Here is a 26,967-nt window from a genome sequence, read left to right on the forward strand (position 1 = left end):
TTATTCCTTGCAGTCGGCGCAGCGGCCGTGGGCCTCGATGGTCACGCCGGTCAGGGCGTAGCCGGCCGCCTGGCCCGCGGCGATGATGTCGGCGGTGGCTTCGGGCTCGAACTCGCGGGTCGCGCCGCAGCAGTCGCAGATCAGGAACGCGGCGGCGTGGCCGTCGGCCTCGCGCCGGCAGGCGACATAGGCGTTGAGGCTTTCGATGCGGTGGGCGAAGCCCTGCTTCTCGAGGAATTCCAGCGCGCGATAGACGGTCGGCGGCTTGGCCGGCGGGCCGTCGACGGCGAAGGTCGAGATCAGGTCGTAGGCCTTCACCGGCTGGCCGGCTTCCAGCAGCAGTTCCAGCACCCGGCGACGCGGGGCGGTCAGGCGCTGGTCGGCGGCCGAGCAGCGGGCCTCGGCCGCCGCCAGTTCGGCGGCGAGCGCGTCCCCGGCGACGCCGTGGTGGTGATGGTCGTGATCGCACGCAATGTGGGCCATGGGCCACAGGTAGAGGTCGGGAGGGCCCCGCGCAAGCTACAGCAGCGGCCGGGCCACCAGGGCGCTCTCGGCGTCGCACCGCAGCTTGTCCGGCGCCGCCGCGGTCCGGCGCACGGCGGTCATCTCGGCGCGCACGGCCGCCAGGTCGGCCTTGAAGGCGCGCGAGGTCTTCAGCGCCTTGTGCAGGTTGCGGGCGTTGCGGCGGCCGGCCTCGACCGAGCTCATGTTGTGCACCCCGCAGACCACCCGGCTCTCGCCGAACCCCTGGGCCCTGGCCAGGATCGCCGGGGCGCGGTCGGGGGCGGCCTCGGCCAGCAGCAGGCCGACGCTCCAGCCCCAGGTCGAGTGGCCCGACGGATAGTCGGGCGACACGGCCAGGCCCACGGTCTTGGGCAGGCAGATCGGGGCGTCCTCGAACAGGTAGGGGCGGGGGCGCAGGTGCTTCCACTTGGGGCCGGCCACGGCGGCGCGCACGTCGCCGCGCATGCGCTCCATCATCGCCGCCAGCTTCGGGTTGGTCTGCGGCGTGATGCTGGCTCCGAGCGCGCAGGCGTAGCCGTCGAGGATGCGGCTCTTGTCGGCGTCGGCCTGGGCCAGCGACCAGCGGGGGCCGTCCTTCAGCGGGCGGGTGGCGCGGAAGATCTCGCGGTCGCGGCGCTCGGCCGGCGTGCCCTCCTTCGGCGGCGGGGGCAGGTGGTCGCGGGCGTCGAAGGCGCGCGGGTGCAGATAGCGGTCGTCGTCGTCGCCGGGCAGGGCGGCGCAGCTGGCCAGGGCGAGCGCGGCGACGGCGACGGTGGGCAGGCGCATAGAAAAAGGGTCCCGGAAACGGCTTTCCGGGACCCTGCAATCTCAGCCTTGGCCGATCAAGCTTACTTGCCGAACAGCTTGTTCCAACGCGGCTTCTCGCGGCCCTTCCAGGCTTCGCGGTGGTAGGCGTCGCTGGCGATCAGCGGCACCACGGTGGTGGCTTCGGCGAAGACCATCTGTTCGTAGGTGGTCGAGACCTTGCCCCACGAGGCGGCTTCCTTGAGGGTCGAGGACGAGCAGGCGCCGTCGCGCACGTCGGCCACCGTGATCTGGATGGCGTACTTGTGCATGTCGGCTTCGACGCCGAGGATCTCGGCGCAGACGACGGTGTCCTGGGCGAAGTTCTTGGGCACGCCGCCGCCGACCATGAACAGACCGGTGGTGCCGGCCGCGATCTTGACGTCCGTCAGTTCACGGAAGTCGGCCACGGCGTCGATCATCAGGTAGGGCGCCTTCTCGGCGATCTTTTCCTTCTGGTGCTTGACCAGGCCGAAGCCGGCCGAGCTGTCGACGAAGGCCGGGCAGAAGATCGGCACGCCTTCTTCGTAGGCGGTCTGGATCAGGCTGCCTTCCTTCTTGGCGTTGCCTTCCGACAGCCACTTGCCCATCTCCCAGATGAACTCGCGCGAGGAATAGCCGCGCGGCTCCAGGCGGTTGCAGATCTCGAGGATCGTGTGGTCGCAGGCCTGCAGTTCTTCTTCGTCGATGTAGGTGTCGTAGATGCGGTCGATGTAGTTGTCGCGCAGGACGTTGTCGTCGACCGGGCCGGCGGCCTGGTAGTGCTTGAAGCCGAGGGCTTCGAAGAAGTCCATGTCGACGATGCTGGCGCCGGTGGCGACGACGGCGTCGATCATGCCGTTCTTCACCATGTCGCGGTACACGTGCATGCAGCCGCCGGCCGAGGTCGAACCGGCCAGGATCAGCCAGGTCGAGCAGCCCTTGTCGGCCAGGGCCATGTTGAAGATGTCGGCGGCGCGGGCGGTGTCGCGCGAGCTGAACGACATCTTGCGCATGGAGTCGATGATCGGACGGGCGTCGTAGCTCGTGATGTCGACGTGCTCGACGACGTTCTGGAGCAGCTCGGCCTTTTGGTTGTTCGGAACGGGAGCGTTCATCGCTTCGGTTTCCCTGACTTTGGACGCCCGTCGTTGAAACAAGAGCCTTCGCCGGGACGGAGCGACCGACGAAAGCAGCAAATGCGGCAACCCCCGACGTCTGTAACGTCGGAGGCGGCGCGCGGTTTAACTCAAAAACTGTCTACTGACGAACCACGTCGGTTTAGCGACGGCGCTTGCGCTTGCCGGCCGCGCCCTTCGGACGCGAGAAGCGCACGACCTTGCGTTCCTCGGCCTCGGTGCGGACCATCGGGATCGAGCGCTTGGCCAGGCCGTACATCGAGGCCATCGGCGCGTCCTGCACCTCGACGGTGTCGGTTTCGCCAAAGCCGTTGAAGCGGGTCGACATCGCAACGCCATAGGCGCCCAGCATGCCGATCTCGATGTAGTCGCCTTCGTCCACGCTTTCCGGCAGCCAGAAGGGGCCGGGCATGTGGTCGACGCTGTCGCAGGTCGGGCCGTAGAAGCGGAAGGGCTTGAGGCCCTCTTCCACCACTTCGCCGTTCTTGCGGTACAGCTTCACCGGGAAGGGCCACTTCATGTGCGCGGCGTCGAACAGCGAGCCGTACGACCCGTCGTTCAGATAGAGCGCGTCGCCCTTCTTCAGCTCGACCTTGACCAGCAGCGACGAGGCCTCGGCGCACAGGGCGCGGCCCGGCTCGCACCACAGCTCGGTGGTCTCGTGGACCATCATCTCGGCGAAGCCGCGGTCGATGGCGGCCAGGTATTCCGACAGATCCGGCGGGACCATGCCCGGATAGATCGACGGGAAGCCGCCGCCCACGTCGACGACGTCGGCCAGCACGCCGGCGCGAACCAGCGCCCGCGAGGCCTGGGCCATCGCCGCCTGGTAGGCGGTGGGGCGCATGCACTGGCTGCCGACGTGGAAGCTCACGCCCATCAGGTCCTGCGTCGAGCGGCGGGCCGCCAGCAGCAGGGCCGGGGCGTTGTGCAGATCGACGCCGAACTTGCCCGACAGCGAGTAGGCCGCGCCTTCGGCCTGCACGCCCATGCGGACGATCAGGTTCAGGTCCTTGGCCTGGCCGGTGCTGTCGATGATCTTGGCCAGCTCCTCGTGCGTGTCGAACGAGAAGGTGCGCACGCCGTGGTCGAAATAGGCGGCCGAGATGGCGCGCCGGCTCTTGACCGGGTGCATGAAGGCCATGCGCGAGCCGGGAGCGTGCTCGGCCACGAGCTCGATCTCGGCCACGGACGCGACGTCGAACGACCGCACGCCGGCGCTGGCCAGCTCGCGGATCACCCACGGGGAAGGATTGGCCTTCACCGCGTAGAAAACGTCGCCTTTGAATTCAGACTGGAACCAGCGCGCCGCTACCGACACCGCGTCCGGTCGCACGAGTGCGACAGGACGTTCCGGTGACCGCTCACGGACCAGGTCCAGGGGCGTGTGGTACGTGGACAATGCACGTAACCCCCTGTTGGAAGTTAAACCCAGGCCGGCGTTAGCAGCGCTTTAGAGGACTTCGGGTCCGCCGGAGCCGTGCGAAATAGGGGCGATTTCCGGGGATGTAAAGTCCCTTTTKAACGAGACCGCCGAGACGAATTGATCCACCGGGCGTCACAAATCCGTTGCGTGCACGCAGCAAAGCAGGGAACGGATTTGCCCGCGCCGGAAACCACGTTAAGGATTCGTCCCGACCATGACGTCGGACCCTGTTCTCTCGATCCGCGCCGTATCCAAGACCTTCGGGTCGCGGAAGGCCCTCAACGCCGTTTCGCTCGACGTGGCGCGGGGCGAGATGATTGCGCTCATCGGTCCTTCGGGCTCGGGCAAGTCGACCCTGCTGCGCTCGATCGACGGCCTGCAGACGATTGATGAGGGCGAGGGGGCGATCAGCGCCTTCGGCGGCCCCGTCCAGGCCAAGGGGCGCGTTTCGGACCAGGTGCGCAAGGCGCGCATCCGCATCGGCTTCATCGCCCAGCAGTTCAATCTCGTCGGCCGCCTGTCGCTGTTCAGCAACGTGGCGCTGGGATCGCTGGGCCGCATCCCGCTGGTCCGCGGCCTGTTCGGCGCCTGGCCGAAGGAGACCCGCGAGGCGGCCATGGCGGCCCTGCACCGCGTGGGCATCTCCGACTATGCGGGCCAGCGCGCCAACACCCTTTCGGGCGGCCAGCAGCAGCGCGGCGCCATCGCCCGCGCCCTCGTCCAGCGGGCCAAGATCATTCTCGCCGACGAACCGGTCGCCTCGCTCGACCCCGTGTCGGCGCGTAAGGTCATGGAGATCCTGCGCGACCTGAACGCCAGCGACGGCCTGACCGTCATCGTCACCCTGCACCAGGTGGACTACGCCCTGCGCTACTGCGACCGGGTCGTGGCCCTGAAGGCGGGACAGAAGGTCTATGACGGCCCGGCCGACGCGCTGGACCGTGACAAGCTCATCGAAATCTACGGCCCGGAATTCGAGGACGTGTTCTGGGAAGGAGCCCCGCAATGATCCGCCGCAGCCTGATCGCCGGCCTGATGCTGTCCGGCCTGGCCCTCGCCGCCTGCTCGGGCCCGTCCGAGGCGCCCGCGGCCAAGGACACGGTCAGCTTCTCGATCCTGTCGACCGAGTCCGCCCAGAACATGGAGAGCTACTGGAAGCCCATCCTGGAGGACATGGAAAAGCAGACCGGCCTCAAGGTGAAGCCGTTCTTCTCGACCAACTATTCCTCGCTGATCGTGGCCATGGGCGCCAAGCAGACCGACCTGGGCTGGTTCTCCAACCAGTCGGGCCTCGAAGCCGTGCGCCGCTCGAACGGCGAGGTCTTCGCCCGCACCTTCGATCCCTCGGGCGTCGACGGCTACAAGTCGGTGATCATCGTCCCCAAGGACAGCAAGCTGACCCTCGAGCAGCTTCTGAAGTGCGACAAGTCGCTGAACTTCGGCATCGGCGACAAGAAGTCGACCTCGGGCACCTTGGCGCCGATGACCTATGTGTTCATCCCGGCCGGCAAGAAGCCCGAGACCTGCTTCAAGCAGGTGCTGACCGGCAACCACCAGAGCAACCTGTTCGCCGTGGCCAACGGCAAGCTGGACGCGGCCACCAACAATTCCACCAGCCTGCGCCTGAACGCCGAGCGCAAGGACGGTCAGTCCGAGAAGGTCAAGGTGATCTGGGAGTCGCCGACCCTGCCGGAAGACCCGATCATCTGGCGCAAGGACCTCGACCCGGTCGTGAAGGAAAAGCTGCGTCAGTTCTTCCTGACCTATGCCCAGGGCGACACGCCCGAGGCCGCCAAGCAGCGTGAGAACCTCAAGCGCCTGTCGATCGGCGGCTTCAAGCCGGCCGACGATTCCCATCTGCTGACCGTGCGCGAGATGGAGGCGCTGGAGAACTTCGGCCTGGCCAAGGAAGGCGGCGACGCGGCCAAGATCGCCGACGCCCAGAAGAAGCTGGACGGCATCCGCGCCGAACGCCTGGCCGCCGAGGCCAAGGCCGGCCTGCCCGCCAACTGACGATGAGCGACGCTCCGATCCCGGCCCCGCCGAAGCGCTCGACCTCGGCGCTCGCCTTCGACGTCCTGTTGTGGGGCGGCGTGGCGCTGCTGCTGATCATCAGCTTCAAGCCGGCCGAGATCGACAAGTTCCCCGAGCTGTTCGCCGGTTCGGAGCGCATGCGCGAGTTCGCGCGCGGCTTCTTCTCGGCCTTCACCGACCTGGACGCCTTCCTGGCGATGGACTGGTCGCTGTTCGTCGCCAAGATGTGGGAGACGATCCAGATGGCGCTGTGGGGCACGGCGCTGGCCGTGCTCGTCGCCGTGCCGCTGGGCATTCTCGGCGCGCGCAACATCACGCCCTGGTGGATCCAGCAGCCGGTGCGCCGCCTGCTCGACCTGATCCGCTCGATCCCCGACCTGGTGGTGGCGCTGATCTTCATCACCGCCGTGGGCCTGGGTCCGTTCGCCGGCGTCATGGCGATCATGTTCAACACCGGCGGCGTGCTGGCCAAGCTGTTCGCCGAGGCCGTGGAGTCGATCGACAAGGGGCCGGTCGAGGGCGTGCGCGCCACCGGCGCGGTCAAGCTGCAGGAGATCGTCTGGGGGGTGATCCCGCAGGTGGCCCCGCTGTGGACCAGCTACGCCCTCTATCGCTTCGAAAGCAGCGCTCGTTCGGCCACCGTGCTGGGCCTGATCGGGGCCGGCGGCATCGGCCAGATCCTCATCGACTCCATCAACGCCTTCCAGTTCGACCAGACCGGCTGCATCGTCCTGGTCATCGTGGTGGCGGTGTCGATGATCGACCTACTCTCGCAGGCGATCCGTTCGCGCCTGCTGTAGGCGTCGCGCCCAGCTTCGCCTTTGAATTTCCAGCGACGGTTTTGTGTCACCCGCCAAGCCCGCGCGCCGTCCGGCGGCTTTGGCGGGGGCGGAGCGCTCGCGCCCGTCTCGCGGCGAAGATCTCGCGAGCATGATCATCCGCGCTCTCAAGTATATCGCCGCGCTATCCGGAGCTTTTAAGTCGGAGAATCCACCAGGGGCTGCGGGTGAAGGTCTCTAGGGCGAACCGGCGGTTTCAAATCTAATATCGCCTGCCAAAAAGCGAACGTTGTTATCTACAATTTATGCATGAGTGCGGTGGCCTGTATCGGCTGTGGCGCAAATTTATCACGTCTTGAAACATACATATTGGTGTCGCCGAAGCGTCATCGCTGGCGTTTTATCCCCCGCCCCACCAAGAAGGGGTACACATTCATGCGTAAGTATTTCGAAGGCGCGGCCATCGCCGTCCTCATGCTCGCCACGGCGCAAGTTGCGTACGCCGCCGATGTCGCGCCCGCCGCGCCCGCCGATGACGCCACCGCGCTGGACAACGTCGTCGTCACCGCCACCAAGCGCGAAACCAATCTCCAGAACACGCCGATCGCCATCTCGGTGCTGAGCGCCACGGCCATGGCCGACCGCCACGCCGAAAGCCTGATCAGCCTGCAGGACGGCGCCATCCCGTCGCTGCGCGTCGCCACCTTCGAGGCCCGCCAGTCGGCCCTGACCATCGGCATCCGCGGCATCGTGCCGTTCGACGCCAACCAGACCGCCCGCGACCAGGGCGTCGGCGTCTATATCGACGGCGTCTATCTGGGCCGCCAGCAGGGCCTGAACGCCGCCCTGCTCGACCTGGAGCGCATCGAGGTGCTGCGCGGCCCGCAAGGCACGCTGTTCGGCCGCAACACCGAGGGCGGCGCCCTCAGCATCGTCACCAAGGCCCCGACGGGCGAGTTCGGCGGCCGCGTCGTCGCCGGCTTCGGCAACTACGGCTCCTACACCGGTGAACTGCACCAGGACTTCCAGGAGTTCGCCAACCTGTCGGTGAAGGTCGACGCGCTGCTCCAGCACCAGGACCCGACCACCAAGAACCCGCTGGAAGGCCAGGCCGGCTGGAACCAATACGACCGCAAGGGCGGCCGCATCAGCGGTCTGTACCGTCCGAACGACAAGTTCAGCGCCCTGGTCGCCTTCGACTACGCCAAGGACGAGAACACGCCGTTCTTCAGCCAGCTGGTCAGCTACAACCCCTACGGCAAGCGCGTCCGCACCCAGGCCGAGATGCTGGCCGCCGCCAGCGCTCCGGCCGGCACGATCAACCCGCTGTCGCCGCTGGTGAAGGTCCACACCGACCGCCAGTCGGTCTCGGACATCGGCACGATCCAGCAGCCCAGCGTCGACGAGACGGGCGGCCTGATGGCCAACCTGAAGTACCGCTTCGCGCCGAACCTCGAACTGCGCTCGATCACCGCCGCCCGCGCCGTCGCCACCAACCAGTGGGACAACTCGGGCATCGAGTCGCGCAACGTCTTCGCGCCGAACGCCAACTTCGGCCGCTACAGCCTGTCGGACCTTTATCAGCGCCAGTTCAGCCAGGAGTTCCAGCTGGTCGGCGACTTCGGTGACAACTTCACCTATGTCGGCGGTCTCTACTACTTCAAGGAACACGTGAAGGAATCGGCCGCCACGCCGTTCACCAACCAGTGGAACGCCGACGGCACCGCCTACACGATCCGCTCGGCCTACGGCACCTCGAAGGCCGCGGCGGGCACCGCCGGCTGGCAGCGCGGCACGCGCTTCATCACGCGCGCTTCGGAAGCCGACGCCGAGAGCTACGCGGTCTACGGCCAGGGCACCTACACCCCGCCGTCGATGGACGCCCTGCACCTGACGCTCGGCGGCCGCTACACCAAGGACACCCGCGACGGCACGCTCTACATCGTCAACGGCAAGGCCACGAACTTCAAGTTCGACTACGACAAGGGTCGCTTCGACCCGATGATCAACGTCGCCTACGACGCCGCCGAGAACATCAACCTCTACGCCAAGTTCTCGACCGGCTACCGCGCCGGCGGCGCCAACGCCCGTTCGTCGAACTTCCAGGCCTTCGATCCGGAAACGGTGAAGTCCTATGAAGTCGGCGCCAAGATGGACCTGCTGGACAACCGTCTGCGCGTGAACCTGGCCGCCTACGCCATGGACCGCAAGGACACCCAGATCGACTTCGACAACGTCGACACCACCCCCGGCAGCCCGACCCAGGGCGCGCACACCGAGGAAACCCGCAATGCGCCGGGCACCTCGAAGATCCGCGGTTTCGAGGCCGACATCACGGCCAAGCTGACCGACGACATCCTGGTCGGCTTCTCGTACGCCTACACCGACGTGAAGGTGCCGGACGCGCCGTTCCCCTTTACCGGCAACTCGGTGGTTCCGCAGGGCACGCCGTTCCCGGTCAACGTGGTCTACACGCCGCCGAACGCCGCCTCGGCCTATATCGACTACAAGAAGCCGGTCGGTTCGATGACCTTCCGCGCCCACCTGGACGCCAACTACGCCGACGCCCAGTACTCGTTCCAGACCGAGTTCGCCGACACCTCGGCGACCGCTTCGCGGACCGAATACGTGGCGGTGAAGACCGACAGCAGCTTCATCGTCAACGGCAACCTGACCCTGGCCGACATCAGCATGGCTGACGGCGCCGCCTCGGCCAGCCTGTCGCTGTGGTCGCGCAACCTGCTCAACGAAGAGCACATCTACCGCATCTCGGCCGCCAACCGCGGCACGATCGGCGACTACGCCAACTTCAACCCGCCCCGCACCTACGGGCTGGAACTGCGCGTGAAGTACTAGGACTGGATGGTCCGCCCCCGGGTCTTCCGGGGGCGGAACTCAAGGTTTCGAGACAAGGCGAGGGCGGCCCGGCGACGGGCCGCCCTTCTGCTTTTCCGGCGCCCGGCCAGCGCCTCCAGGAGAGACCTGTTCGTCTGTGACCGGAGGTTTCACCGGGCCGCCGGCGCCCTGTTCGTGTCGGCGATATCACAGTTCATCGAACCAAAATCAGTTGTCGCCGACTTGTCTTAAATCGGTGTCCGAACCGTCACGAGCCCCCGTTAAAGCCCCAGAACGTCGTTATCCCGCCTGCGATGGGCTCGGGAAAACAGGCGCAAAACCTAGAGGGGGGTGTCTCGTAATGAGTGTCAGTGCCTCTTTGCTTTCCCGCTCGGCGCTGGGCTTTTCGCTCGCCCTGGGCCTCGCCGCCGCCGCCCAGGCCCAGGACCTGGGCGTCAAGTGGAGCGGATCTCCGCAATTTTCCAATGACGACGTGGCCTTCAAGGTCCGTGGTCGGATCCTGCTGGACGCCGTGTTCCAGGACGTCGAGCGCGATGGTCCGGGCGGCGACTTCGACACCCGCAACGTGCGCGGCCGCCAGGTCTTCCTCGGCGTCGAGGGCAAGCTGAACAACTACTTCGCCTACAAGGCCGAGGGCGGCGCCGTGAACGGCGGCGCCTGGGCCTGGGACGACGTCGTCATCGAGTACAAGCCCAGCGAGCCGGTCTCGCTGCTGTTCGGCAACATCAAGGCCGCCGGCCTCGAGAACCTGACCTCGACCCGCTTCATCACCTTCATGGACCGCGGTCCCTACGGCGACTTCGGCGTCGATTCCTACCTGCTGGGCGTGGTGGCCAAGTACCAGGGCCTGAACTACAGCCTGACGGGCGCGGTGCAGGGCGCGCCGATCAACACCGTCGACCTGGCCAACGCCAACGCCGACTCCAAGGAACGCCTGACCCTGACCACCCGCGCCCACTGGGCGCCGGTCAACGGCGACCTCGACAAGCTGCACCTGGCGCTGTCCTACCGCTACCGCAATCGCGGCGACGAAGGGGCCTTCGTCTACAGCGGCCGGACCAACACCGCCTACAGCAACGCCACCTTCTACACCTCGGGCGGCATCGGCAATCGCGACAACACCCTGGCCTTCGAGGGCGCCTATGTGCACGGGCCGTTCTCGGTGCAGGGCGAATACGCCTCGATCGACGTCACCCGCCTGGGCGGCGCGGCCGTCGGCGGCGATCCGAAGATCAAGGTCGGCTACGCCTACGTGACCTTCTGGCCGACCGGCGAGATGCGCAACTACGACGCCATGGCCGGCGAGTTCAAGCGCCCCAAGATCCTCAACCCGGTCACCGCCGGCGGCTGGGGCGGCGTCGAACTGGCTCTGCGCTACGACATCGCCGACACCACCGAGGCTTACGAGACCCTGAAGACCAAGCCCGCCACCTCGCAGGCCGGCGAGTACAAGGGCGTCACCTTCGGCCTGAACTACTATCCGACCTCGTACGTGCGCTTCCAGGCCAACTACACCGACGGCGACGTCGACAACTTCGGCGCCAACCAGGACTACAGCATCAAGCAGTTCCAGCTGCGCGCGCAGCTGGACTTCTAGGACCGCGTCTCGCCGGGCGAGCCAGACGCGCACGCCCGGCTCCATCCTTTCCCTGTCAGGAAATCCAAGATGAAGAAGCTCCTGTCCTGCGCGGCCGCCGCCGTCGCCCTGTCGGGCCTGGCCGCCGTTCCCGCCCACGCCGCCCGCGACTATGTCTGGGCCGCCGGCTCCTCGACCGTGTTCCCGTTCGCCACCCGCACCGCCGAGAACTTCGCCAAGAAGTCCGGCAAGAAGGCCCCCAAGGTCGAGAGCCTGGGCACCGGCGGCGGCATCAAGCTGTTCTGCGGCGGCGCGGGGGAGGGCTTCCCAGACATCGCCAACGCCTCGCGGCCGATGAAGAAGAGCGAGTTCGACGCCTGCGCCGCCAAGGGCGTCAAGGACATCATCCAGATCAAGATCGGCTTCGACGGCATCGTGGTCGCCACCGACAAGGACGGCGCCGACTACAACTTCAAGACCGAGCAGCTGTTCCTGGGTCTGGCGGCCAACGTCTACAAGGGCGGCCAGTGGGTGAAGAACACCACCAACAGCTGGGACGACGTCGGCGGCGGCCTGCCGGGCAACAAGATCCTGGTCTACGGCCCGCCCCCGACCTCGGGCACCCGCGACGCCTTCGTCGAGCTGGCCATCGAGGCCGGCGCCCGCAAGTTCCCGTCGATCGACGCCATCCGCTCGGACAACGAGAAGCTGTTCAAGGCCAAGGTCGACCCGCTGCGGGGCGACGGCTGGATCGACGCCGGCGAGAACGACAACGCCCTGGTCGGCACCCTGACCAAGACCCCCGGCGCGCTGGGCGTCTTCGGCTGGTCCTACCTCGAAGAGAACATGGACAAGATCAAGGGCGCCTCGATCAACGGCGTGCGCCCCTCGGCCCAGACCATCGCCGACGGCTCCTATCCGCTGTCGCGCTCGCTGTTCATCTACGTCAAGAAGTCCAACATCGGCGTCACGCCGGGCCTGGAGGACTTCCTCAAGGAGTTCACCTCCGACGCCGCCACCGGCCGCGGCGGCTATCTGCAGGGCCGCGGCCTGATCCCGCTGCCCCCCGGCCAGCACCAGGCCCAGAAGGACGTGGTGGCCAAGAAGACCGCGATGGCCCGTCCGGCCTCGTGAAATCGGCCTCTTCGCGCGGCGGTTTTCGCCGCGCGACCGAAGATTGCGCCGCGGTCTATGGGCCGCGGCGTTTTCTTTTGTATAGTGTCCACCGGTCCGCCCGCGCCGCGTCATGAAAGTCTGGGCCGTGGCCGCCGTCCGGCGCCGCGTCACTTGCCCCTAGGGACAATGATACTCCTCGCGCTCGCCGTCGTTCTGTTCCTCGTTCTGCTGAACGGGGTCTTCGCCATGTCCGAACTCGCGGTGGTCTCCGCGCGCCGGGCCAGACTACAGAGCCAGGCCGACAGAGGGGACCGCGGGGCCAAAATCGCCCTGTCCCTGGCCGAGCACCCGACCCGCTTCCTCTCGGCCGTTCAGGTGGGCATCACCCTGATCGGCATCCTGGCCGGCGCCTACGGCCAGGCCACCATCGCCGGCGCGCTGGACAAGTGGCTGGAGCCGCAGCCGGTGATCGGCCCGCATTCGGAGATCATCGCCACCACCATCGTCGTCGTGGGCCTGACCTACGTCTCGGTGATCCTGGGCGAGCTGGTGCCCAAGCGCCTGGCCCTGATCTTCCCCGACACCATCGCCCGCGCCATGGCCCCGTTCCTGGCCCTGGTGGCCACCGTGCTGCGCCCGTTCGTGACCCTGCTGACGGTGTCGACCGCCGCCATCCTCAAGCTGATGGGCGTGCGCGACGAGCGCAACAGCGGCATCACCTCCGAAGAGGTCGAGACCGTGCTGGCCGAAGGCGCCGACGCCGGCCTGATCGAGCCGGAAGAGCGCTCGATGATCCAGGAAGTGCTGCGCCTGGGCGACCGGCCGGTGCGCGTGGCCATGACCCCGCGCCGCGACCTCTACTGGATCTCGCTGTCCGACGAGCCCGAGGCCGTCCTGGCCGAGGTGCGCGAGTGCCCCTATTCGCGCATCGTCGTGGCCCTGGAAGGCGACCTCGACGGCGAGATCGGCGTGGTGCTGAAGAAGGACCTGCTGGACGCCTGCCTCGGCGGCGAGCCGCTGGACCTGCGCGCCCACATCCAGCAGCCGATCGCCATCCCCGAGACCATGTCGCTGCTGCGCGCCATGGCCGTCTTCAAGCAGACCTCGCTGCACGTGGCCCTGGTGGTCGACGAGTTCGGCTCGGTGCAGGGCGTCATCACCCCGATCGACCTCCTGGAGATGATCGCCGGCGACTTCCCCGAGGATCACGACGAGGGCGAGCGCCGGATCCTGCGCCGCGAGGACGGCAGCTGGCTGGTCGACGCCCGCCTCGACATCCAGGAGCTCAACGACGCCCTGGGCGAGAACTTCGAGGCCGAGGGCGGCTATCACACGGTGGCCGGCCTGATCCTCGACCGCCTGGGCCGCATCCCGGCCGAGGGCGAGATCCTGCACCTGGGCGCCTTCGACGTGGAGATCGTCGACATGGACGGCTCGCGCATCGACAAGGTCATCCTCAAGGCCGGCAAGGGCCGCGAGGGCGACGACGACTGACGGCGTCGCGAGGGTAGGGCGTTGAGCCATCCGGGGCCCTGGGGCGGCGAGCCGCCGCCCGAACCGCAATCGCCGCCGCCCGCGCGCGCCTCGTGGCGTCGCTGGCTGGTCTGGCTGGTCGTGGTCGGAGCGGGGCTGGCCCTGCTGCTGGTCCTGCTGCGCGCTTCGCCCTGGTCGGTCAGCCGGGGCGACGACCGCTTCTACCTGGTGTGGGGCGTCGTCCTGGCGCTGGCGCTGTCCACCGGCCTGATGAGGGCCACCCGCCGCCAGGCGCTGCATGGCCTGGGCTATGCGGCGCTGTGGGCGGCGATCGTCGTCGTGCTGGCCACGGGCTATCTCTATCGCGCCGAGCTGGCCCAGGCGCCCCAGCGCCTGCGCCTGGCCCTGGCGCCCGGTTCGGCCGTGGCCACGGGCGAGCGCGAGCTGCGCGTGGCCCAGGACGCCAGCGGCGCCTTCGTCGTGGTCGGCCTGGTCAACGGCCAGCGGGTGCTGTTCCTGGTCGACACCGGCGCCACCAACACCGTGCTCAGCCCCGCCGACGCCCAGCGGGTGGGGATCGACATGGCCGGACTGCGCTACGACCAGACCAGCGAAACCGCCAACGGCCTGGGCTACGGCGCGTCCTGGACCGCCGACCGGCTGGAGATCGGCCCGATCCGCCGCGACCGCTTCCCCATGGACGTCAACCAGGCCCYGATGAGCGCCTCGCTGCTGGGCATGAGCTTCCTCAACACCCTGGACTCCTACGAGGTCCGCGGCGGGCAGCTGATCCTGCGGTGGAAGGAGTAGGGACTCTGGACCCTCTCCCCGAAGGGGAAGGTGGCCCGGAGGGCCGGAGGGGGAAGTTCCCGCTGACGACGAGGGGGCGCTGGCTCACAGGCCACATCCCCCTCCGTCGGCTTCGCCGACACCTCCCCCTTCAGGGGGAGGATTGGGGTCAGGCCGCCGTCTTGCGCCGGATCCGCGCCAGGCGGCGCAGGCGCCGCCAGAAGCGGGTCTTTTCCGGTTCGGGGTAGGGCTGCAGGTTCTTGAAGAACTCCTCGGCGCAGGCGCGCCAAGAGAAGCCCTCGGCGAACTTGCGCACCGCGGCGTGGTCGATGTCCAAGCACGCCAGGCACGCCTCGCGCAGGCCGTCGGTCTGGCCGGGGGCCAGCACGCCGGCGCCGGAGCCGGGGATGATGTCGATCGGGCCGGGGGCCGAGAACGCAGCCACCGGCACGCCCGCGGCCATGGCCTCCAGGATCACCAGGCCGAAGGTGTCGGTCAGGGACGGGAAGCAGAAGACGTCGGCGCAGGCGAAGTGGCGGGCCAGCTCGTCGCCGAACTTGGCGCCCAGGAACTTCACCTCGGGATACTTCTCGGCCAGTTCCTCGCGCTGGGGACCATCGCCGATGACGACCTTGGTGCCCGGCAGGTCGAGGCTGGCGAAGGCCTCGATGTTCTTCTCGACGGCCACGCGGCCGACATTGAGGAAGATCGGTCGGGCCAGGCCCTCGAACAGGTCCGGCTCGCCTTCGGCGCGCGGCTTGAAGACGTCGGTGTCGACGCCGCGCGACCAGGGCGAGATGTTGCGGAAGCCGTGGCGCACCAGCTCGTCGCGCATGGTGGGCGTGGCCACCATCAGGCGGCCCGACGGCTTGTGGAACCAGCGCATGTAGGTGTAGCCGGCCGCCAGCGGCAGCGGCAGGCGGGCCGAGACGTACTCGGGAAAGCGCGTGTGGTAGCTGGTCGTGAACGGCAGCTTCCATTCCAGGCAGATGCGGCGCGCGGCCAGGCCGATCGGACCTTCGGTGGCGATGTGGATCGCCTCGGGCTCGAACGACTTGAAGCGCTCCTGCACCGGCTCGTAGGCGCCGATCGCGAGCTTGATCTCGGGATAGGTGGGCAGCGGGAAGGTCGGGAACTGGTCAGGGCTGACCACGTCCACCTCATGGCCCATGGCGCGAAGCTCGGCCATCACCTTGGTGAGGGTCCGAACCACGCCGTTGACCTGCGGTTCCCATGCGTCGGTGGCGAGAAGTATCCGCATCAGGCGGCGGCAGGCTCCGGCAACGGGGGCTCGACGGCGAGCGCCCGGGCCCGGTCGATCACCGACCAGGACCTCATCTTGGACCATTCGAGGATTTCGAGCTGGCCGTCCATATGCTCCACCAGAGCGGTGCAGCTTTCAACCCAGTCACCGTCGTTGACGTAAAGAATACCGTCGATCTCTCGCATCTCGGCCTTGTGGATATGGCCGCAGATGACGCCGTCGACGCCGCGGCGACGGGCTTCGTCGGCGACGGCGGCTTCGAAGTTCTCGATGAACTGCAACGCGTTCTTCACCTTGACCTTCAGGTAGGCCGAGAGGCTCCAGTAGCCGAACCCCATCCTCCGCCGCGCGCGGTTGAGCAAGGTGTTCAGCATGAGGATGGTTCTATAGGACCAATCCCCGAGGAAGGCGAGCCACTTGGCGTGCTGCACGACGCCGTCGAACTCGTCGCCGTGGACCACCAGGTAGCGCTTGCCGTCGGCGGCCTCGTGGATCACGTCGCGGGCCACCACCACGCCGCCGAAATGGGTGCCGCAGAAGTCGCGCACGCGGTCGTCGTGGTTGCCGGGGACGTAGATCACCTCGACGCCCTTGCGGGCCAGGCGCAGGATCTTCTGCACCACGTCGTTGTGGCTCTGGGGCCAGTACCAGCCGCTGCGCAGCTTCCAGCCGTCGACGATGTCGCCGACCAGGTACAGCTTGTCGCATTCCACGTGGCGGATGAAGTCCAGCAGCAGCTCGGCCTGGCAGCCGCGCGTGCCCAGGTGGATGTCGCTGATGAAGATGCTGCGATAGCGGCGGATCTCGGTGTCGGCGGCCATGACGGCTCCCCAGCGCTGTGACGGGCCGCCCCCGCGACGACCGTCTTTCCCCAAGCGAGAACAGCCAGCCGGATAAGCTGATTGCATGTCGCTTTGATGAAACCGTCCGGGTTCGGCGCCGGACGCGGCAGGGTGTCGCGGCCAGTGGCGGGTCGATCGGCGGGTTGGTGGGCGGGGCGCCGTCGGGTAAGCTCGACTTTCGATCACTCGGCGCCGTTGCGGCGGGCGCTCAGGCGACGACTTGAAACCGCCGCGATCCCTTGCATTGATTGGGAAAACGACTGTTGCAGCGCAGCATCGTCCGCACTAGATGACCCCGATGGACGCCGCCCGCCTCGCCAAGGACACACCCAAGTCGCTGAAGACGCGCGCGCGCATCCTCGACTGCGCCATGCGGCTGTTCGCCGAGATCGGCTACCACGCGGCCACCAACCCGGTGATCGCCGACGCCGCGGGCCTGACGCGCGGGGCGATGCTCTATCATTTCCCGACCCGCGAAGCCCTGGTCGAGGCCGGGGTGGCCCACGTCCAGGCCGCCCGCTCGGCCCTGTTCCGCGCCGCCGCCGACAGCATCCCGGCCGGCGCCGACGTCACCGAGCACGCCATCGACAGCTACTGGGACCTCCTGCAGAGCGAGCCGTTCCTGGCCTTCGCCGAGCTGGAGGCCGCCGGCCGCACCGATCCGGCCATCCAGGCCCTGCTGGCGCCGGCCCAGGCCGAGTTCGATCGCGCCCAGGCCGGCGACCACTTCCTGAAGATCCTGCACGCCGGCGCCGGCCCGCGCTTCCAKGCCAGCCGCGACCTCGCCCGCTTCATGCTCGAGGGCCTGGCCCGCACGACGCTCACCTATGACGGCGAGGGCCGCCGCGAGCGCCTGCTGATGCTGATCAAGCGCGCCACCCACATGCTCAACCGCAAGGGCGACATCCAGGACCTCTGGCCGGACTGACCCCCCTCAGTCGGCTGCGCCGACAGCTCCCCCTCTGGGGGAGGTGGCCCGGAGGGCCGGAGGGGGACGTTATCAGCTTCCGAGGGGACGGCCGATTTCGCACTCGCTCCCCCCACCGATCGCTGCGCGATCGCCTCCCCCAGAGGGGGAGGTTCCAACGAAAAAGGGCGCCGGCTTTCGCCGACGCCCCTTCCCGCCGCCTCCCCCCGAAGGCGGGGCGCTTCCTAAGTCCGGATCAGAACTTGTAGCGCAGGCCCAGCAGGATCTCGCGACCCGTGTGGTGGTAGACCACCGGCATGTTCTGGGTGCCGGTGAACTGGTCCTGGTATTCGTCGGTCAGGTTCACCCCTTCCAGGGTGATCTTGAACTGGTCGTTCAGGGTGTACTGCACCGAGGCGTCGACGTTGAAGGTCTCGTTGGTGCCGTCATAGGGGATCGGCGCGGCCGTGGTGTTCTCCTGGCCCAGCACGCGGGTCAGGTAGCGGTCGCGGTACGAGGCCGAGACGCGGGCGCTCCACTTGGCGTCTTCGTAGTAGAGCGTGGCGTTGTAGCCGTTGCGCGACAGGCCGGTCAGGTCGGTCGAGGCCACGACGGCGCCGGCCGAGTTCACGTACTTCACGTCCGACTTCACGTAGGTGTAGTTCAGCAGCACGCCGGTGTTGGCCAGGAAGCTGGGCAGGAACTTGAACGGCTGCTGGTAGTTGACCTCGAAGCCCTTGACCTTGCCGCCGTCGGTGTTGACCGGGGTCGAGAAGTTCCATTGCGCCGAGGGGCTGCAGCCCACCGTCGTGCCGCAGGCGGCGATGGCGACGCTGTCGGGGATGCCGAACGGGTTGCCGGTGAAGGTGGTCGAGGTGGTGACCGTCTGCACCAGGCTGTCGATGTTCTTCTGGAACAGGGCGACCGACAGCAGGGCCTGGCTCTGGAAGTACCATTCGAAGGCCAGGTCGAAGGTCTTGGCGCGGAACGGATCCAGGTTCGGGTTGCCGGCGGTGACGCTGCGGGCGGTGCCCGAGACGCTGACCGTCGAGCCCGGGGTCAGGCTGCCCAGGTCCGGACGCGACATCACCTTGGCCGCGCCGAAGCGGATCAGGAAGTTCTCGCTGGGCTCCAGCACCAGGTTCATCGACGGCAGGGTGTCGTCGTACTCACGGCCCGACGAGATGGCGACGGGCGCGCCGCCGACATAGGTGTAGCCGGTGGCGTACTGCTTGGTCTTCACGTAGCGGACGCCGAAGTTGCCGCGCAGGCCCCAGTCGCCCACTTCCGTGCGGAAGTCGGCCTGGGCGTAACCGCCGCGGTTCTCTTCGGCGACGCTGCGGTTGTTGCCCAGCGAGGGCTCCGAGCCCAGGCGGAAGGCGCCGCCGTAGGCGGTCTGGTCGTAGAGGCTGAGCGCCGAGACGGCCTTGGCGATGCTCGGGATGATGGTCTGGGTGCCGCCCAGGGTGGCCAGGGTCGAGAAGTTGGCCAGCGACATGGCCGCGATGGCCGCCGGGATCACCGTTTCCTGGTTGGTGGTCGTGCCCACCGTCCGGCGCATCTCGGTGGTCTCGAAGTCGTACTGCTTGAAGTTCAGGCCGGCGTTGATCGTCCAGGTGTCGTTCAGCTTGTAGACGCCCCAGGCCTGGGCGGCGTCATAGGTGTTCAGGGCCGTCTGCGGGCGCAGGCGGATCTGGGTCAGGCGCCACTTGGTCGGGTCGGTCAGCGAGGCGTTTCCGTAGTTGAACTTCGGATTGCGGCTGTCGGTGTAGTCGTAGCCGTAGCCGTCGACGTTGAAGTAGTCGAAGCGCAGCGTCGTCTGGATCGGGTTGGTGTGGTCCGACTCCGAGTGGCCGACGAAGCCGTTGATCGTGAAGTTGTCGCTGATCTGGTGTTCGCCGGTCAGCGAGAACTGCGTGAACTTGGTGCGCAGCTTGTCGAAGCGGTTCTCGACGGCCAGGTCGACGTCGTCGAACACGCCCTTGACCATCACGCCGTCCTGGATGGTCGAGGAGACCACGTTGGTGTCGGCGATGCCGCAGCTGGTGGCGGCGTTGGCGGCCGTGCAGGCGCCGCCGGTGCTGAAGGACGGGGCCTCCAGGTAGGATTCCTCGCGCGTGCCCTTCAGGTCGGCGTAGAGGGCGTCGAACGAGATCGTCGTGCCCTCGAACGGCTGGAACTGCAGGGCCAGGGTGGCGCCCAGGCGTTCCTGGTCGTTCTGGAAGCGGTCGACGCGCGGGAAGCGCGGGTGCAGGGCGGCGTTGTTGGCGGCGGCGGCCGGATTGACCAGGCCCGGCGTGCCGGCGTTGGCGCCGCTGGTCTGGGGCAGGGCGTCGAAGCCCGGCGAGAAGGCGTTGCCGGTGGCCCAGCGCACGGTGCTGTGGCCTTCCTCGACGGTCTTGCGCTTGGTGTAGGCGATCGAGAACAGCGCCCCGAGCTTACCGTCGGCCCAGGTGTTGGAGATCATGAAGGCGCCGCGGGGCGTCGTCTTCTCCGACAGGTCGTTGAAGCCGGCCTGGGCCGAGGCCGACATCGCAAAGCCGTTGTAGTCGAACGGGCGGGCGGTGCGCAGGTCGACCGTGGCGCCCAGCGAGCCTTCTTCCGTCGTGGCTTCGGCGGTCTTGCGCACCGTGATCGAGTTGAACAGGTCCGAGGCGAAGATGTTGAAGTCGAACGCGCGGCCGCGGTTGGTGCCGCCCGACGAGTCGGCGCTGCCCGCCGTGGTCAGGGCTTCCATGCCGTTGATGCGCACGCGGGTGAACTGGGGGCCAAGGCCGCGCACCGAGATCTGGCGGCCTTCGCCGCCGTCGCGGGCCAGGGCGACGCCCGGGATGCGCTGGATGGATTCCGACAGGTTGAGGTCGGGGAACTTGCCGATGTCCTCGGCCAGGATCGAGTCGACGGCCCCGGCTTCCTCGCGCTTGACGTTGAGGGCCTTGGCCAGGCTGTTGCGGAAGCCGGTGACCACGACCGCCTCGACGGCGTCGCTTTCGGTGGTGGCTTGGGCTTCCTGGGCCATGGCCGAGCCCGCGGCCGCCAGGGCCATGGCGACGGCGCCGGCCGAGACGCTGATCTTCAGAGCGCGCAGGCGCGCTTGATGTCCGTAAGACATTTGTCCTCCTCCCGTTCGTTTCGTTGCGGCGCGGCCTTGGAGAGACCCCGCCGTGGCTTCGAAACAGTCCCGCGTCCTTCCCACGCGACCGTTCTCGGCCGTCATTCTGGAAACCGGTGTCACTCCTTGTTGGAGTTCTCTGACACCGGTAGCAACGAACGCGTAACAAACACCGGAGGACGCATCAAGTGATGGGACCGGTAACAGTTGTAACGACCGGCGCGAGCGTGGCGCCGGCGCTACGAAAGCGTGGATTTCAGCGCTGAACGACCTTGTGCAGGCCGTCGAGCATGCCCCGACGATGCTCCGCCGGCAGGCTGGCGCCGACGTTGCGCAGCAGGCGCAGGGCCGACAGGTGGACATCGACGGCGTCCCAGCGCCAGGCCTGCGCTTCCGCGCAGGCGTCGACCAGGGCGCACAGCGAGACGGCCGCCTCGTCGACCCCGGCGTCGGCCGCGAAGCCGGACACGTCCACGACCTTCAGGGTCATGGTGTAGAGGGTCTCGAACTCCTCGCTTCCGCGATCGGGGGCGCCGGGACCGAAACGGGCCTCGATCGCCTCCAGCGCCGCGTCCAGGGCCGCCAGCGAGCTCTCGCGCAGGGTCTCGACATTGGCCTCTGCGGCCGCCAGGGCGTCCTTGGCCAGGATGCCGCCGCGGTCCTTGATCATCGAGGCCAGGCGGTTGGGGGGACGGAACTTGCGAACGGTCATATCTGCACCTTCGCGACCTTCATCAGATTGTTGATTTCCTCTTGGGACATGTTGGGCTCCTGGGCATCCCCAACCTCCCCCTGAAGGTCGTCCTTGCGTCGGCCGTCCGTCCCCGGCGGCGGCCCCTCGTGTTTGAACCGTCGATCGGGCCCGATGTACGTATCGCACTCGATGAAGGCTCGCTCCTCGCGCGCCACCCAGAAGATCCGCTCCAACAGGATCTTGGGCGTGATCGGCTTGGCGACGGTGAAGTTGGATCCCGCGTCGCGGTTCTTGAAGACCTGCGAGATGCGGGTGTGGCCGGTGACCAGGATCACCGGGACGTAGCGGTTCTGCTCGGGCGCCTCGCGCCGCAGCCACTGGATGAACTCGTAGCCGTCGACCTCGGGCATCTGCACGTCGCTGATGATCAGGTCGAAGGTGTGGATCTTCACCAGCGCCTGGGCGTCCCTGACCGACTCCGCGCGGTGCAGGGTGCGCACGCCGAAGCCGGAGACGACGCCCGACAGGATGTCGAGGGACGCGCCGTTGTCGTCGAGCACCAGCACGGTGGCGCGCTCGAGATTTATCCGCGTCGATGGATTGAGCGGCTCGGGCATCGAGGCCTCAGAAGAAGTCGAGTTCGCCGGCCTCGGCGCCCCAGCCGGAATGCTCCTGGTCCGAACGCAGGCGCACGACGAGGTCGGCCAGGCCCAGGCCTTCGAGCAGCGGGTCGACCGACAGGCTCCATTCGCCCGAAGCGTGCTGGCTGATGCGGGCCAGCACGTCCGACAGGCCGTGCAGCCGTTGGCTCAGCTCGTCCAGGGCCTGCAGGCGGGTGATGTTCTCCAGCGCCGCGCCGCCCGTGGCCAGCTCGCCCGCCACGTGCTCGCACTCGCGGCAGATCGTCGCCGCGGCCGCCAGTTCGGCCGCCAGCCGGCGCGACAGCTCGCCCACCGGAAGCTGGTGATCCGGCGAGACGAGGATATCGGCGGCGGCGGTCGACGGGGCGGTCATGAGGACTAGAACAGCTCCAGGTCGCCGGCGTTGGACGCGGGCTGGGGAATGGGGGCGGGACGACGCACTTCCTGCGGCGCGTTGTCGACGGCCACGAGGCGCTGGCGCACCCGGCCGGTGACCGGCCAGAACTCGACCCGGCGGGCCGAGACGCCGCCGACGCTGGACGAGACGATCGGGATGCCTTCGTCGCGCAGGAAGCGCTCGGCGAAGGCCGCGTTGCTGGCGCCGACGTCCGACAGGCTGTCGAACAGCTTGCCGCCGCCGAAGATCTTGGCTTCCAGCCGCTCGCGGCGGGCGCCCTTCTTCAAGAGGCCGTTGATCAGCAGTTCCATGGCGTAGGCGCCGTAGCGCACCGCGTCGCCGCCGCTGCCGCCCCGGCCGTCGCCGGCGTCGGGCAGCAGGAAGTGGTTCATGCCGCCGACGCCCGCCTGGGGGTCGCGGATGCAGGCGGCGATGCACGAGCCCAGCACCGTGGTCATCACCACGTTGGGGTCGGTCGAGACATGGCTCTCGCCCTGGGTCACGTGGACCTTGGTCGCGCGCAGCTCGTCGTCGTGAGAATAATCCCTGCCGATCATGTCAGCTGTCCGAACACTTGCTCGATCTTGTCGCGCAGGCCCTGCACGGTGAACGGCTTGACGCAGTAGTTGTTCACGCCGAACTGCACGGCGCGCTGCACCAGTTCGCGGTCGGCGCGGCCGGTCAGCATGACGAAGGCGGTCTGGCGGATCGGCGGGTGCGAGCGCACGGCGCGCAGCAGGGCCAGGCCGTCCATCTTCGGCATGTTGAAGTCCGAGATCACCAGGTTGGCCGGCTTGGCCAGGAGGTTCTTCAGGGCCTCCTCGCCGTCGGGCGCCTCGCGGATGTCCTTGAAGCCTATCTGCTGCAGCGCGTTGCGGATCAGCGCGCGCATGGTCAGCTGATCGTCGACGACGAGAACGGAAATGGAGCTTGCTTGGGGCATGGGACTATCGCCTCGCGGAGGCCAGATCGAGGATGGATTGGCCGATGGAGGACAGGGAAACCTGCTTCTCCACGGCCCCGATTTCTTGGGCGGCGCGCGGCATGCCGTAGACGACGCAGCTGGCTTCGTCCTGGCCCACCGTGCGGGCGCCGGCCTGGCGCATCTGCAGCAGGCCCTGCGCGCCGTCGCGGCCCATGCCGGTCAGGATCGCGCCGACGGCCTTGTCGCCGACGGCCTGGGCCACCGAGCGGAACAGCACGTCGACCGAGGGGCGGTGGCCGCTGACCGGGTCGCCGGCCACGAGGCGGCAGCGCAGGCCGGCCGAGCGGACGACTTCCAGGTGCGTGGCGCCGCCGGGGGCGACATAGACCTTGCCGACTTCCAGCAGCGCGCCGTCGGTGGCTTCCTGCACCTTGGCCCCGCTGGCGCGGTCGAGGCGCGCGGCGAAGCTGGCGGTGAAGGTGGCCGGCATGTGCTGGGTGATGACGGTCGGCGGGCAGGTCTCGGGGAACTGCGACAGGATCGTCAGCAGGGCCTCGACCCCGCCGGTCGACGAGCCGATAGCCACCACGTCGCCCGAGGGCAGGTAGGCGCCGCGGCGGGCCGGAGCGGCGGGCGCGTCGGCCTTGGTGCGGACCGAGGCGCGGGCCGCGGTCTTCACCTTTTCGGCGACTTCGGCCAGGGCTTCGGCGGTGCCGGTGGCGGTGGTGGGCTTGCCCACGCAGTCGACCGCGCCCAGCTCCAGCGCGCGCAGGGTCATTTCGGCCCCGGCCTGGGTCAGGCTCGAGACCATGACCACCGGCATCGGCCGCAGGCGCATGATCTTCTCGAGGAACTCGATGCCGTTCATGTTCGGCATCTCGATGTCGAGGGTCACGACGTCGGGGTTCAGGGCCTTGATCATGCCGCGGGCCTCGAACGGGTCGCCGGCGGCGCCGACCACCTCGATCTCGGGATCGCGGTTGAGGGCGGCCGTGATCAGGCCGCGCATGGTCGCCGAGTCGTCGACGACGAGGGTGCGAATCTTGGCCATGGTCAGACCCCCGTCTTGCGATAGGCGGTCAGGCCGCAGCTCTCGAAGCCGCGCACGTTGGCGCCGACGCGTTCGGAGTGGCCGACATAGAGCTTGCCGCCCGGCGCCAGCAGCGGCGCGAAACGGCTCCAGACCCGCTCCTGGGTCGGTTCATCGAAATAGATCACGACATTCCGGCAGAAAATGGCGTCGAACGGACCCTTCATCGGCCACGACGGACCGTTGAGGTTCAGCTCGCGGAAGGCGACGAGGCTGCGCGCGGCCTCGCAGACACGCCAGGCGCGGCGGTCGCTCGGATCACGCTCGAAATACTGGCCGCGCATCGATTGCGACACGCCTTCCAGCAGGTGCTCGTCATAGACGGCGGCCCGGCCGGTGGCCAGGACGTTGGTGTCGATGTCGGTGCCCAGGATGCGGATGTCCAGTTCGGCCGCATTGGGCCAAACCGACAGCACCGTGAAGGCCATCGAATAGGGCTCCTGGCCCGACGAGCTGGCGGCCGACCACAGACGCAGCCGGCGGCCGGCGCGCACCTGGTCGGCGATCGGCTCCAGGATGTTGGCGCGCAGGTCGTCGAAGTGGTGCGGCTCGCGGAAGAAGCGGGTGACGTTGGTCGTCAGGGCCCGCAGCATCTCCTGGCTCTCGTCGCGACCCGGGTCGCTGGTCACGAAGGCGCAGTATTCCTTGAACGAGCGCATGCCCAGCGCGCGCAGGCGCTTGGCCAGGCGCGAATAGACCAGCGTGGCCTTGGTGTCGGGCAGGCTGATGCCGGCCATGCCGTACAGGATTTCGGCGATGCGCTTGAAGTCCTGGGTCGTGAACGCGAACTCGCCATCGACGATGGCTTCGCGGCGATCCGTTGGGGCGGAAGCGAAGGTCATCAGGCGGCCAGGGCCTCGCGTTCGGGCAGCAGGCGATCGAGCGAGATCTCGCTGATCATCCGGCCGTCGATGGAAATGATGCCGCGGATGAAGCTGCGAACGGCGTCGCAGGCCACGTCCGGCGTCGGCTGAACCAGGTCGTCGGTGATCGACAGGATGTCCGACACCGCGTCGACCAGCATGCCGATCATGCGGTCGCCCGCCTTGACCACGATGAACACGCTGCGGACGGTCGGCTCGACCATCGGCATGCCCAGACGGCAGGCCAGGTCCATGATCGGCAGCACCGCGCCGCGCAGGTTGATGACGCCGCGCATGTAGCCGGGCGACTGCGGAAGCGTCGTGGCCGGGCTCCAGCCGCGGATCTCGCGGACGGCCATGATGTCCACGCAGTATTCCTGGTCGCCGACGCGGAAGGAGATCAGCTCGCGGCGTTCGGCGCCGGTGGTGATGATTTCTTCTGACATCGGCTTATTCCGCGGCGATCAGGGTGGGTTCGACGGGACGGGGCGGCTCGCGGCGACGCAGGCTGATCACCGCGTCGACGTCGAGGATCAGGGCCACGCGGCCGTCGCCCAGGATCGTCGCGGCGGCGACGCCGTCGACCTGCTGGTAGTTCTGCTCCAGCGACTTGATGACCACCTGGCGCTGGCCGTGGATGGCGTCGGCCACCAGGGCCGCGCGCGAACCGTCCTCGCCCTCGACCAGCAGCACGACGCCTTCGGTCGGCGGCGGCGAGGCCTCGCGGTAGCCCAGGGTCAGGCCGACGTCGATCAGCGGCACGAAGCTGTCGCGAACCGCCAGCACCGAGCCGACCGGGCCCAGCGGGCGAACCTCTTCCGGCTTCGGACGCAGGCTCTCGACGATGGCGGCCAGCGGCACGACCAGGGTCTCGCCGGCGACGTCGACTACCATGCCGTCGAGGACGGCCAGGGTCAGCGGCAGGCTCAGCGTGAAGGTCGAGCCCTGGCCCGGACGCGAGGTGATCGAGATGCGGCCGCCCAGCGCCTGCACCGAGCGCTTGACCACGTCCATGCCGACGCCGCGGCCCGAGACGTCCGAGATCTTGTCGGCGGTCGAGAAGCCCGGGAGGAAGATCAGGTTGTCGATCTCCTCGTCGGTCAGCTGCAGTTCCGGCGAGATCAGGCCCTTCTTGATCGCGATCGAGTGGACGCGCTCGCGGTTGATGCCCTTGCCGTCGTCGGAGACCTCGATGACGATCCGGCCGCTGCGGTGCAGGGCGGCCAGCTTCACGACGCCTTCCGGATTCTTGCCGGCCGCCTTGCGCTCCTCGGGGCTTTCCAGCCCGTGGTCGATGGCGTTGCGCAGCATGTGGGTGATCGGGTCGGACAGACGCTCGATGACCGTCTTGTCGACTTCGGTGTTCTCGCCGTCCATCACCAGGCGGGCCTGCTTGCCCGTCATGCTGGCGACTTCGCGGACCAGGCGCGGCATGCGCTGGAACACCGACTTCACCGGCTGGGCGCGGATGGCCATGACGCTGTCCTGGATCTCGCGCGTCAGCTGTTCCAGCTCGTCGAGGCCCATGGCCAGGTTGGAGGAGGGGGCGATGCCGTATTCGCCGACGCGCTGCGCCAGCATGGCCTGGTTGATGACCAGCTCGCCGACCAGGTCGATCAGGCGGTCGATGCGTTCCGGATCGACGCGGATGACCGACTGGCCCGGACCCGGGACGTCGATCTGCTGGGCCTTGGCGGCGGGCGCGGCGGCCGCAGCCGCGGCGGCGACGGGAGCGGGCGGGGCGACCGGCGCGGCGA

Annotated in this window: 25 protein-coding genes and 1 pseudogene; 10 read left to right on the top strand and 16 right to left on the bottom strand. The window is 68.1% G+C overall.

Going from position 1 to position 26,967, the window contains the following annotated elements; genetic code table 11:
• The 4 genes from AC1DCG_RS04320 to AC1DCG_RS04335 form a co-directional block, all read right to left on the bottom strand.
• Entirely contained in the window at positions 1 to 483 is a 483-nt protein-coding gene (locus AC1DCG_RS04320; RefSeq protein WP_165258894.1) for a Fur family transcriptional regulator, read from the bottom strand.
• Between the two features lie 36 nt (positions 484 to 519).
• Complete coding sequence (locus AC1DCG_RS04325; RefSeq protein WP_165258895.1) at positions 520 to 1,290, bottom strand: acid phosphatase; 771 nt, start codon at positions 1,288 to 1,290, stop codon at positions 520 to 522.
• Positions 1,291 to 1,352: 62 nt separating this feature from the next.
• Positions 1,353 to 2,405: a 1,9-bis(guanidino)-5-aza-nonane synthase gene (locus tag AC1DCG_RS04330; RefSeq protein WP_116489252.1), complete on the bottom strand. Its 1,053-nt coding sequence runs from the start codon at positions 2,403 to 2,405 to the stop codon at positions 1,353 to 1,355.
• 163 nt (positions 2,406 to 2,568) lie between these two features.
• A complete protein-coding gene (locus AC1DCG_RS04335; protein ID WP_477030920.1) occupies positions 2,569 to 3,828 on the bottom strand; it encodes a type III PLP-dependent enzyme in 1,260 nt (419 codons plus the stop codon).
• A gap of 238 nt (positions 3,829 to 4,066) precedes the next feature.
• On the opposite strand from AC1DCG_RS04335, the gene phnC reads away from it, so the two are divergent.
• The 9 genes and pseudogenes from phnC to AC1DCG_RS04380 all read left to right on the top strand — a co-directional run.
• Positions 4,067 to 4,861: a phosphonate ABC transporter ATP-binding protein gene (phnC, locus tag AC1DCG_RS04340; protein WP_477030919.1), complete on the top strand. Its 795-nt coding sequence runs from the start codon at positions 4,067 to 4,069 to the stop codon at positions 4,859 to 4,861.
• Positions 4,858 to 5,865, top strand: coding sequence for a phosphate/phosphite/phosphonate ABC transporter substrate-binding protein (gene phnD, locus AC1DCG_RS04345; protein ID WP_165258899.1), 1,008 nt, complete (start codon positions 4,858 to 4,860; stop codon positions 5,863 to 5,865). The genes phnC and phnD overlap by 4 nt, the downstream gene beginning before the upstream one ends.
• A 2-nt stretch (positions 5,866 to 5,867) precedes the next feature.
• Positions 5,868 to 6,686: a phosphonate ABC transporter, permease protein PhnE gene (gene phnE, locus AC1DCG_RS04350; protein ID WP_165258900.1), complete on the top strand. Its 819-nt coding sequence runs from the start codon at positions 5,868 to 5,870 to the stop codon at positions 6,684 to 6,686.
• Between the two features lie 414 nt (positions 6,687 to 7,100).
• Positions 7,101 to 9,521 carry a TonB-dependent receptor gene (locus tag AC1DCG_RS04355; RefSeq protein ID WP_477030918.1) on the top strand — a complete coding sequence of 807 codons (2,421 nt, stop codon included), beginning with the start codon at positions 7,101 to 7,103 and terminating at the stop codon, positions 9,519 to 9,521.
• A 340-nt stretch (positions 9,522 to 9,861) separates the two neighbouring features.
• On the top strand, positions 9,862 to 11,118 hold the full coding sequence (locus AC1DCG_RS04360) for an OprO/OprP family phosphate-selective porin (protein WP_165258904.1): 1,257 nt from the start codon (positions 9,862 to 9,864) through the stop codon (positions 11,116 to 11,118).
• A 69-nt stretch (positions 11,119 to 11,187) separates the two neighbouring features.
• Positions 11,188 to 12,231: a substrate-binding domain-containing protein gene (locus AC1DCG_RS04365; RefSeq protein ID WP_477030917.1), complete on the top strand. Its 1,044-nt coding sequence runs from the start codon at positions 11,188 to 11,190 to the stop codon at positions 12,229 to 12,231.
• Positions 12,232 to 12,399: 168 nt separating this feature from the next.
• Positions 12,400 to 13,707, top strand: coding sequence for a hemolysin family protein (locus AC1DCG_RS04370; RefSeq protein ID WP_165258906.1), 1,308 nt, complete (start codon positions 12,400 to 12,402; stop codon positions 13,705 to 13,707).
• A gap of 21 nt (positions 13,708 to 13,728) precedes the next feature.
• Positions 13,729 to 14,496, top strand: coding sequence for a retropepsin-like aspartic protease family protein (locus AC1DCG_RS04375; protein WP_477041388.1), 768 nt, complete (start codon positions 13,729 to 13,731; stop codon positions 14,494 to 14,496).
• Between the two features lie 87 nt (positions 14,497 to 14,583).
• Positions 14,584 to 14,658 (top strand): annotated as a pseudogene (locus AC1DCG_RS04380) (hypothetical protein); the annotation flags it as partial.
• Here AC1DCG_RS04380 and AC1DCG_RS04385 read toward each other — a convergent pair.
• Together AC1DCG_RS04385 and AC1DCG_RS04390 are read right to left on the bottom strand one after the other, a co-directional pair.
• A complete protein-coding gene (locus AC1DCG_RS04385; RefSeq protein WP_165258909.1) occupies positions 14,645 to 15,736 on the bottom strand; it encodes a glycosyltransferase family 4 protein in 1,092 nt (363 codons plus the stop codon). The pseudogene AC1DCG_RS04380 and the gene AC1DCG_RS04385 sit on opposite strands and share 14 nt — an antisense overlap.
• The gene (locus AC1DCG_RS04390) at positions 15,736 to 16,560 is read right to left on the bottom strand and encodes a UDP-2,3-diacylglucosamine diphosphatase (RefSeq protein WP_101720624.1); all 825 of its coding nucleotides are present in this window, start codon (positions 16,558 to 16,560) and stop codon (positions 15,736 to 15,738) included. Before AC1DCG_RS04390 ends, AC1DCG_RS04385 begins: the two co-directional genes overlap by 1 nt.
• 319 nt (positions 16,561 to 16,879) lie before the next feature.
• Between AC1DCG_RS04390 and AC1DCG_RS04395 the strand changes: the two genes are divergently transcribed.
• A complete protein-coding gene (locus tag AC1DCG_RS04395; protein ID WP_477041389.1) occupies positions 16,880 to 17,509 on the top strand; it encodes a TetR/AcrR family transcriptional regulator in 630 nt (209 codons plus the stop codon).
• 235 nt (positions 17,510 to 17,744) lie between these two features.
• On the opposite strand, the gene AC1DCG_RS04400 is transcribed toward AC1DCG_RS04395, so the two are convergent.
• From AC1DCG_RS04400 to AC1DCG_RS04445, 10 genes are all read right to left on the bottom strand, one after another.
• Positions 17,745 to 20,600: a TonB-dependent receptor gene (locus tag AC1DCG_RS04400; RefSeq protein ID WP_477030915.1), complete on the bottom strand. Its 2,856-nt coding sequence runs from the start codon at positions 20,598 to 20,600 to the stop codon at positions 17,745 to 17,747.
• 256 nt (positions 20,601 to 20,856) lie between these two features.
• Positions 20,857 to 21,312, bottom strand: coding sequence for a chemotaxis protein CheE (locus AC1DCG_RS04405; RefSeq protein WP_477030914.1), 456 nt, complete (start codon positions 21,310 to 21,312; stop codon positions 20,857 to 20,859).
• On the bottom strand, positions 21,309 to 21,911 hold the full coding sequence (locus AC1DCG_RS04410) for a response regulator (protein WP_165258914.1): 603 nt from the start codon (positions 21,909 to 21,911) through the stop codon (positions 21,309 to 21,311). The genes AC1DCG_RS04405 and AC1DCG_RS04410 overlap by 4 nt, the downstream gene beginning before the upstream one ends.
• Positions 21,912 to 21,918: 7 nt before the next feature.
• The gene (locus AC1DCG_RS04415; protein ID WP_165258916.1) at positions 21,919 to 22,308 is read right to left on the bottom strand and encodes a chemotaxis protein CheU; all 390 of its coding nucleotides are present in this window, start codon (positions 22,306 to 22,308) and stop codon (positions 21,919 to 21,921) included.
• 5 nt (positions 22,309 to 22,313) lie between these two features.
• On the bottom strand, positions 22,314 to 22,889 hold the full coding sequence (locus AC1DCG_RS04420) for a chemotaxis protein CheD (RefSeq protein WP_058347349.1): 576 nt from the start codon (positions 22,887 to 22,889) through the stop codon (positions 22,314 to 22,316).
• Positions 22,886 to 23,275, bottom strand: a complete 390-nt coding sequence (locus tag AC1DCG_RS04425) for a response regulator (RefSeq protein ID WP_058347350.1) — start codon at positions 23,273 to 23,275, stop codon at positions 22,886 to 22,888. Before AC1DCG_RS04425 ends, AC1DCG_RS04420 begins: the two co-directional genes overlap by 4 nt.
• Before the next feature lie 4 nt (positions 23,276 to 23,279).
• Positions 23,280 to 24,308, bottom strand: a complete 1,029-nt coding sequence (locus AC1DCG_RS04430) for a protein-glutamate methylesterase/protein-glutamine glutaminase (RefSeq protein ID WP_116569535.1) — start codon at positions 24,306 to 24,308, stop codon at positions 23,280 to 23,282.
• Between the two features lie 2 nt (positions 24,309 to 24,310).
• On the bottom strand, positions 24,311 to 25,189 hold the full coding sequence (locus tag AC1DCG_RS04435) for a CheR family methyltransferase (RefSeq protein ID WP_165258918.1): 879 nt from the start codon (positions 25,187 to 25,189) through the stop codon (positions 24,311 to 24,313).
• Entirely contained in the window at positions 25,189 to 25,656 is a 468-nt protein-coding gene (locus tag AC1DCG_RS04440; protein WP_165258920.1) for a chemotaxis protein CheW, read from the bottom strand. The genes AC1DCG_RS04435 and AC1DCG_RS04440 overlap by 1 nt, the downstream gene beginning before the upstream one ends.
• 4 nt (positions 25,657 to 25,660) lie before the next feature.
• Positions 25,661 to 26,967: chemotaxis protein CheA (locus AC1DCG_RS04445; protein WP_477041390.1), on the bottom strand; the 1,307-nt coding region annotated here is incomplete at its 5' end.

Source organism: Caulobacter sp. 10L414, assembly GCF_056395525.1.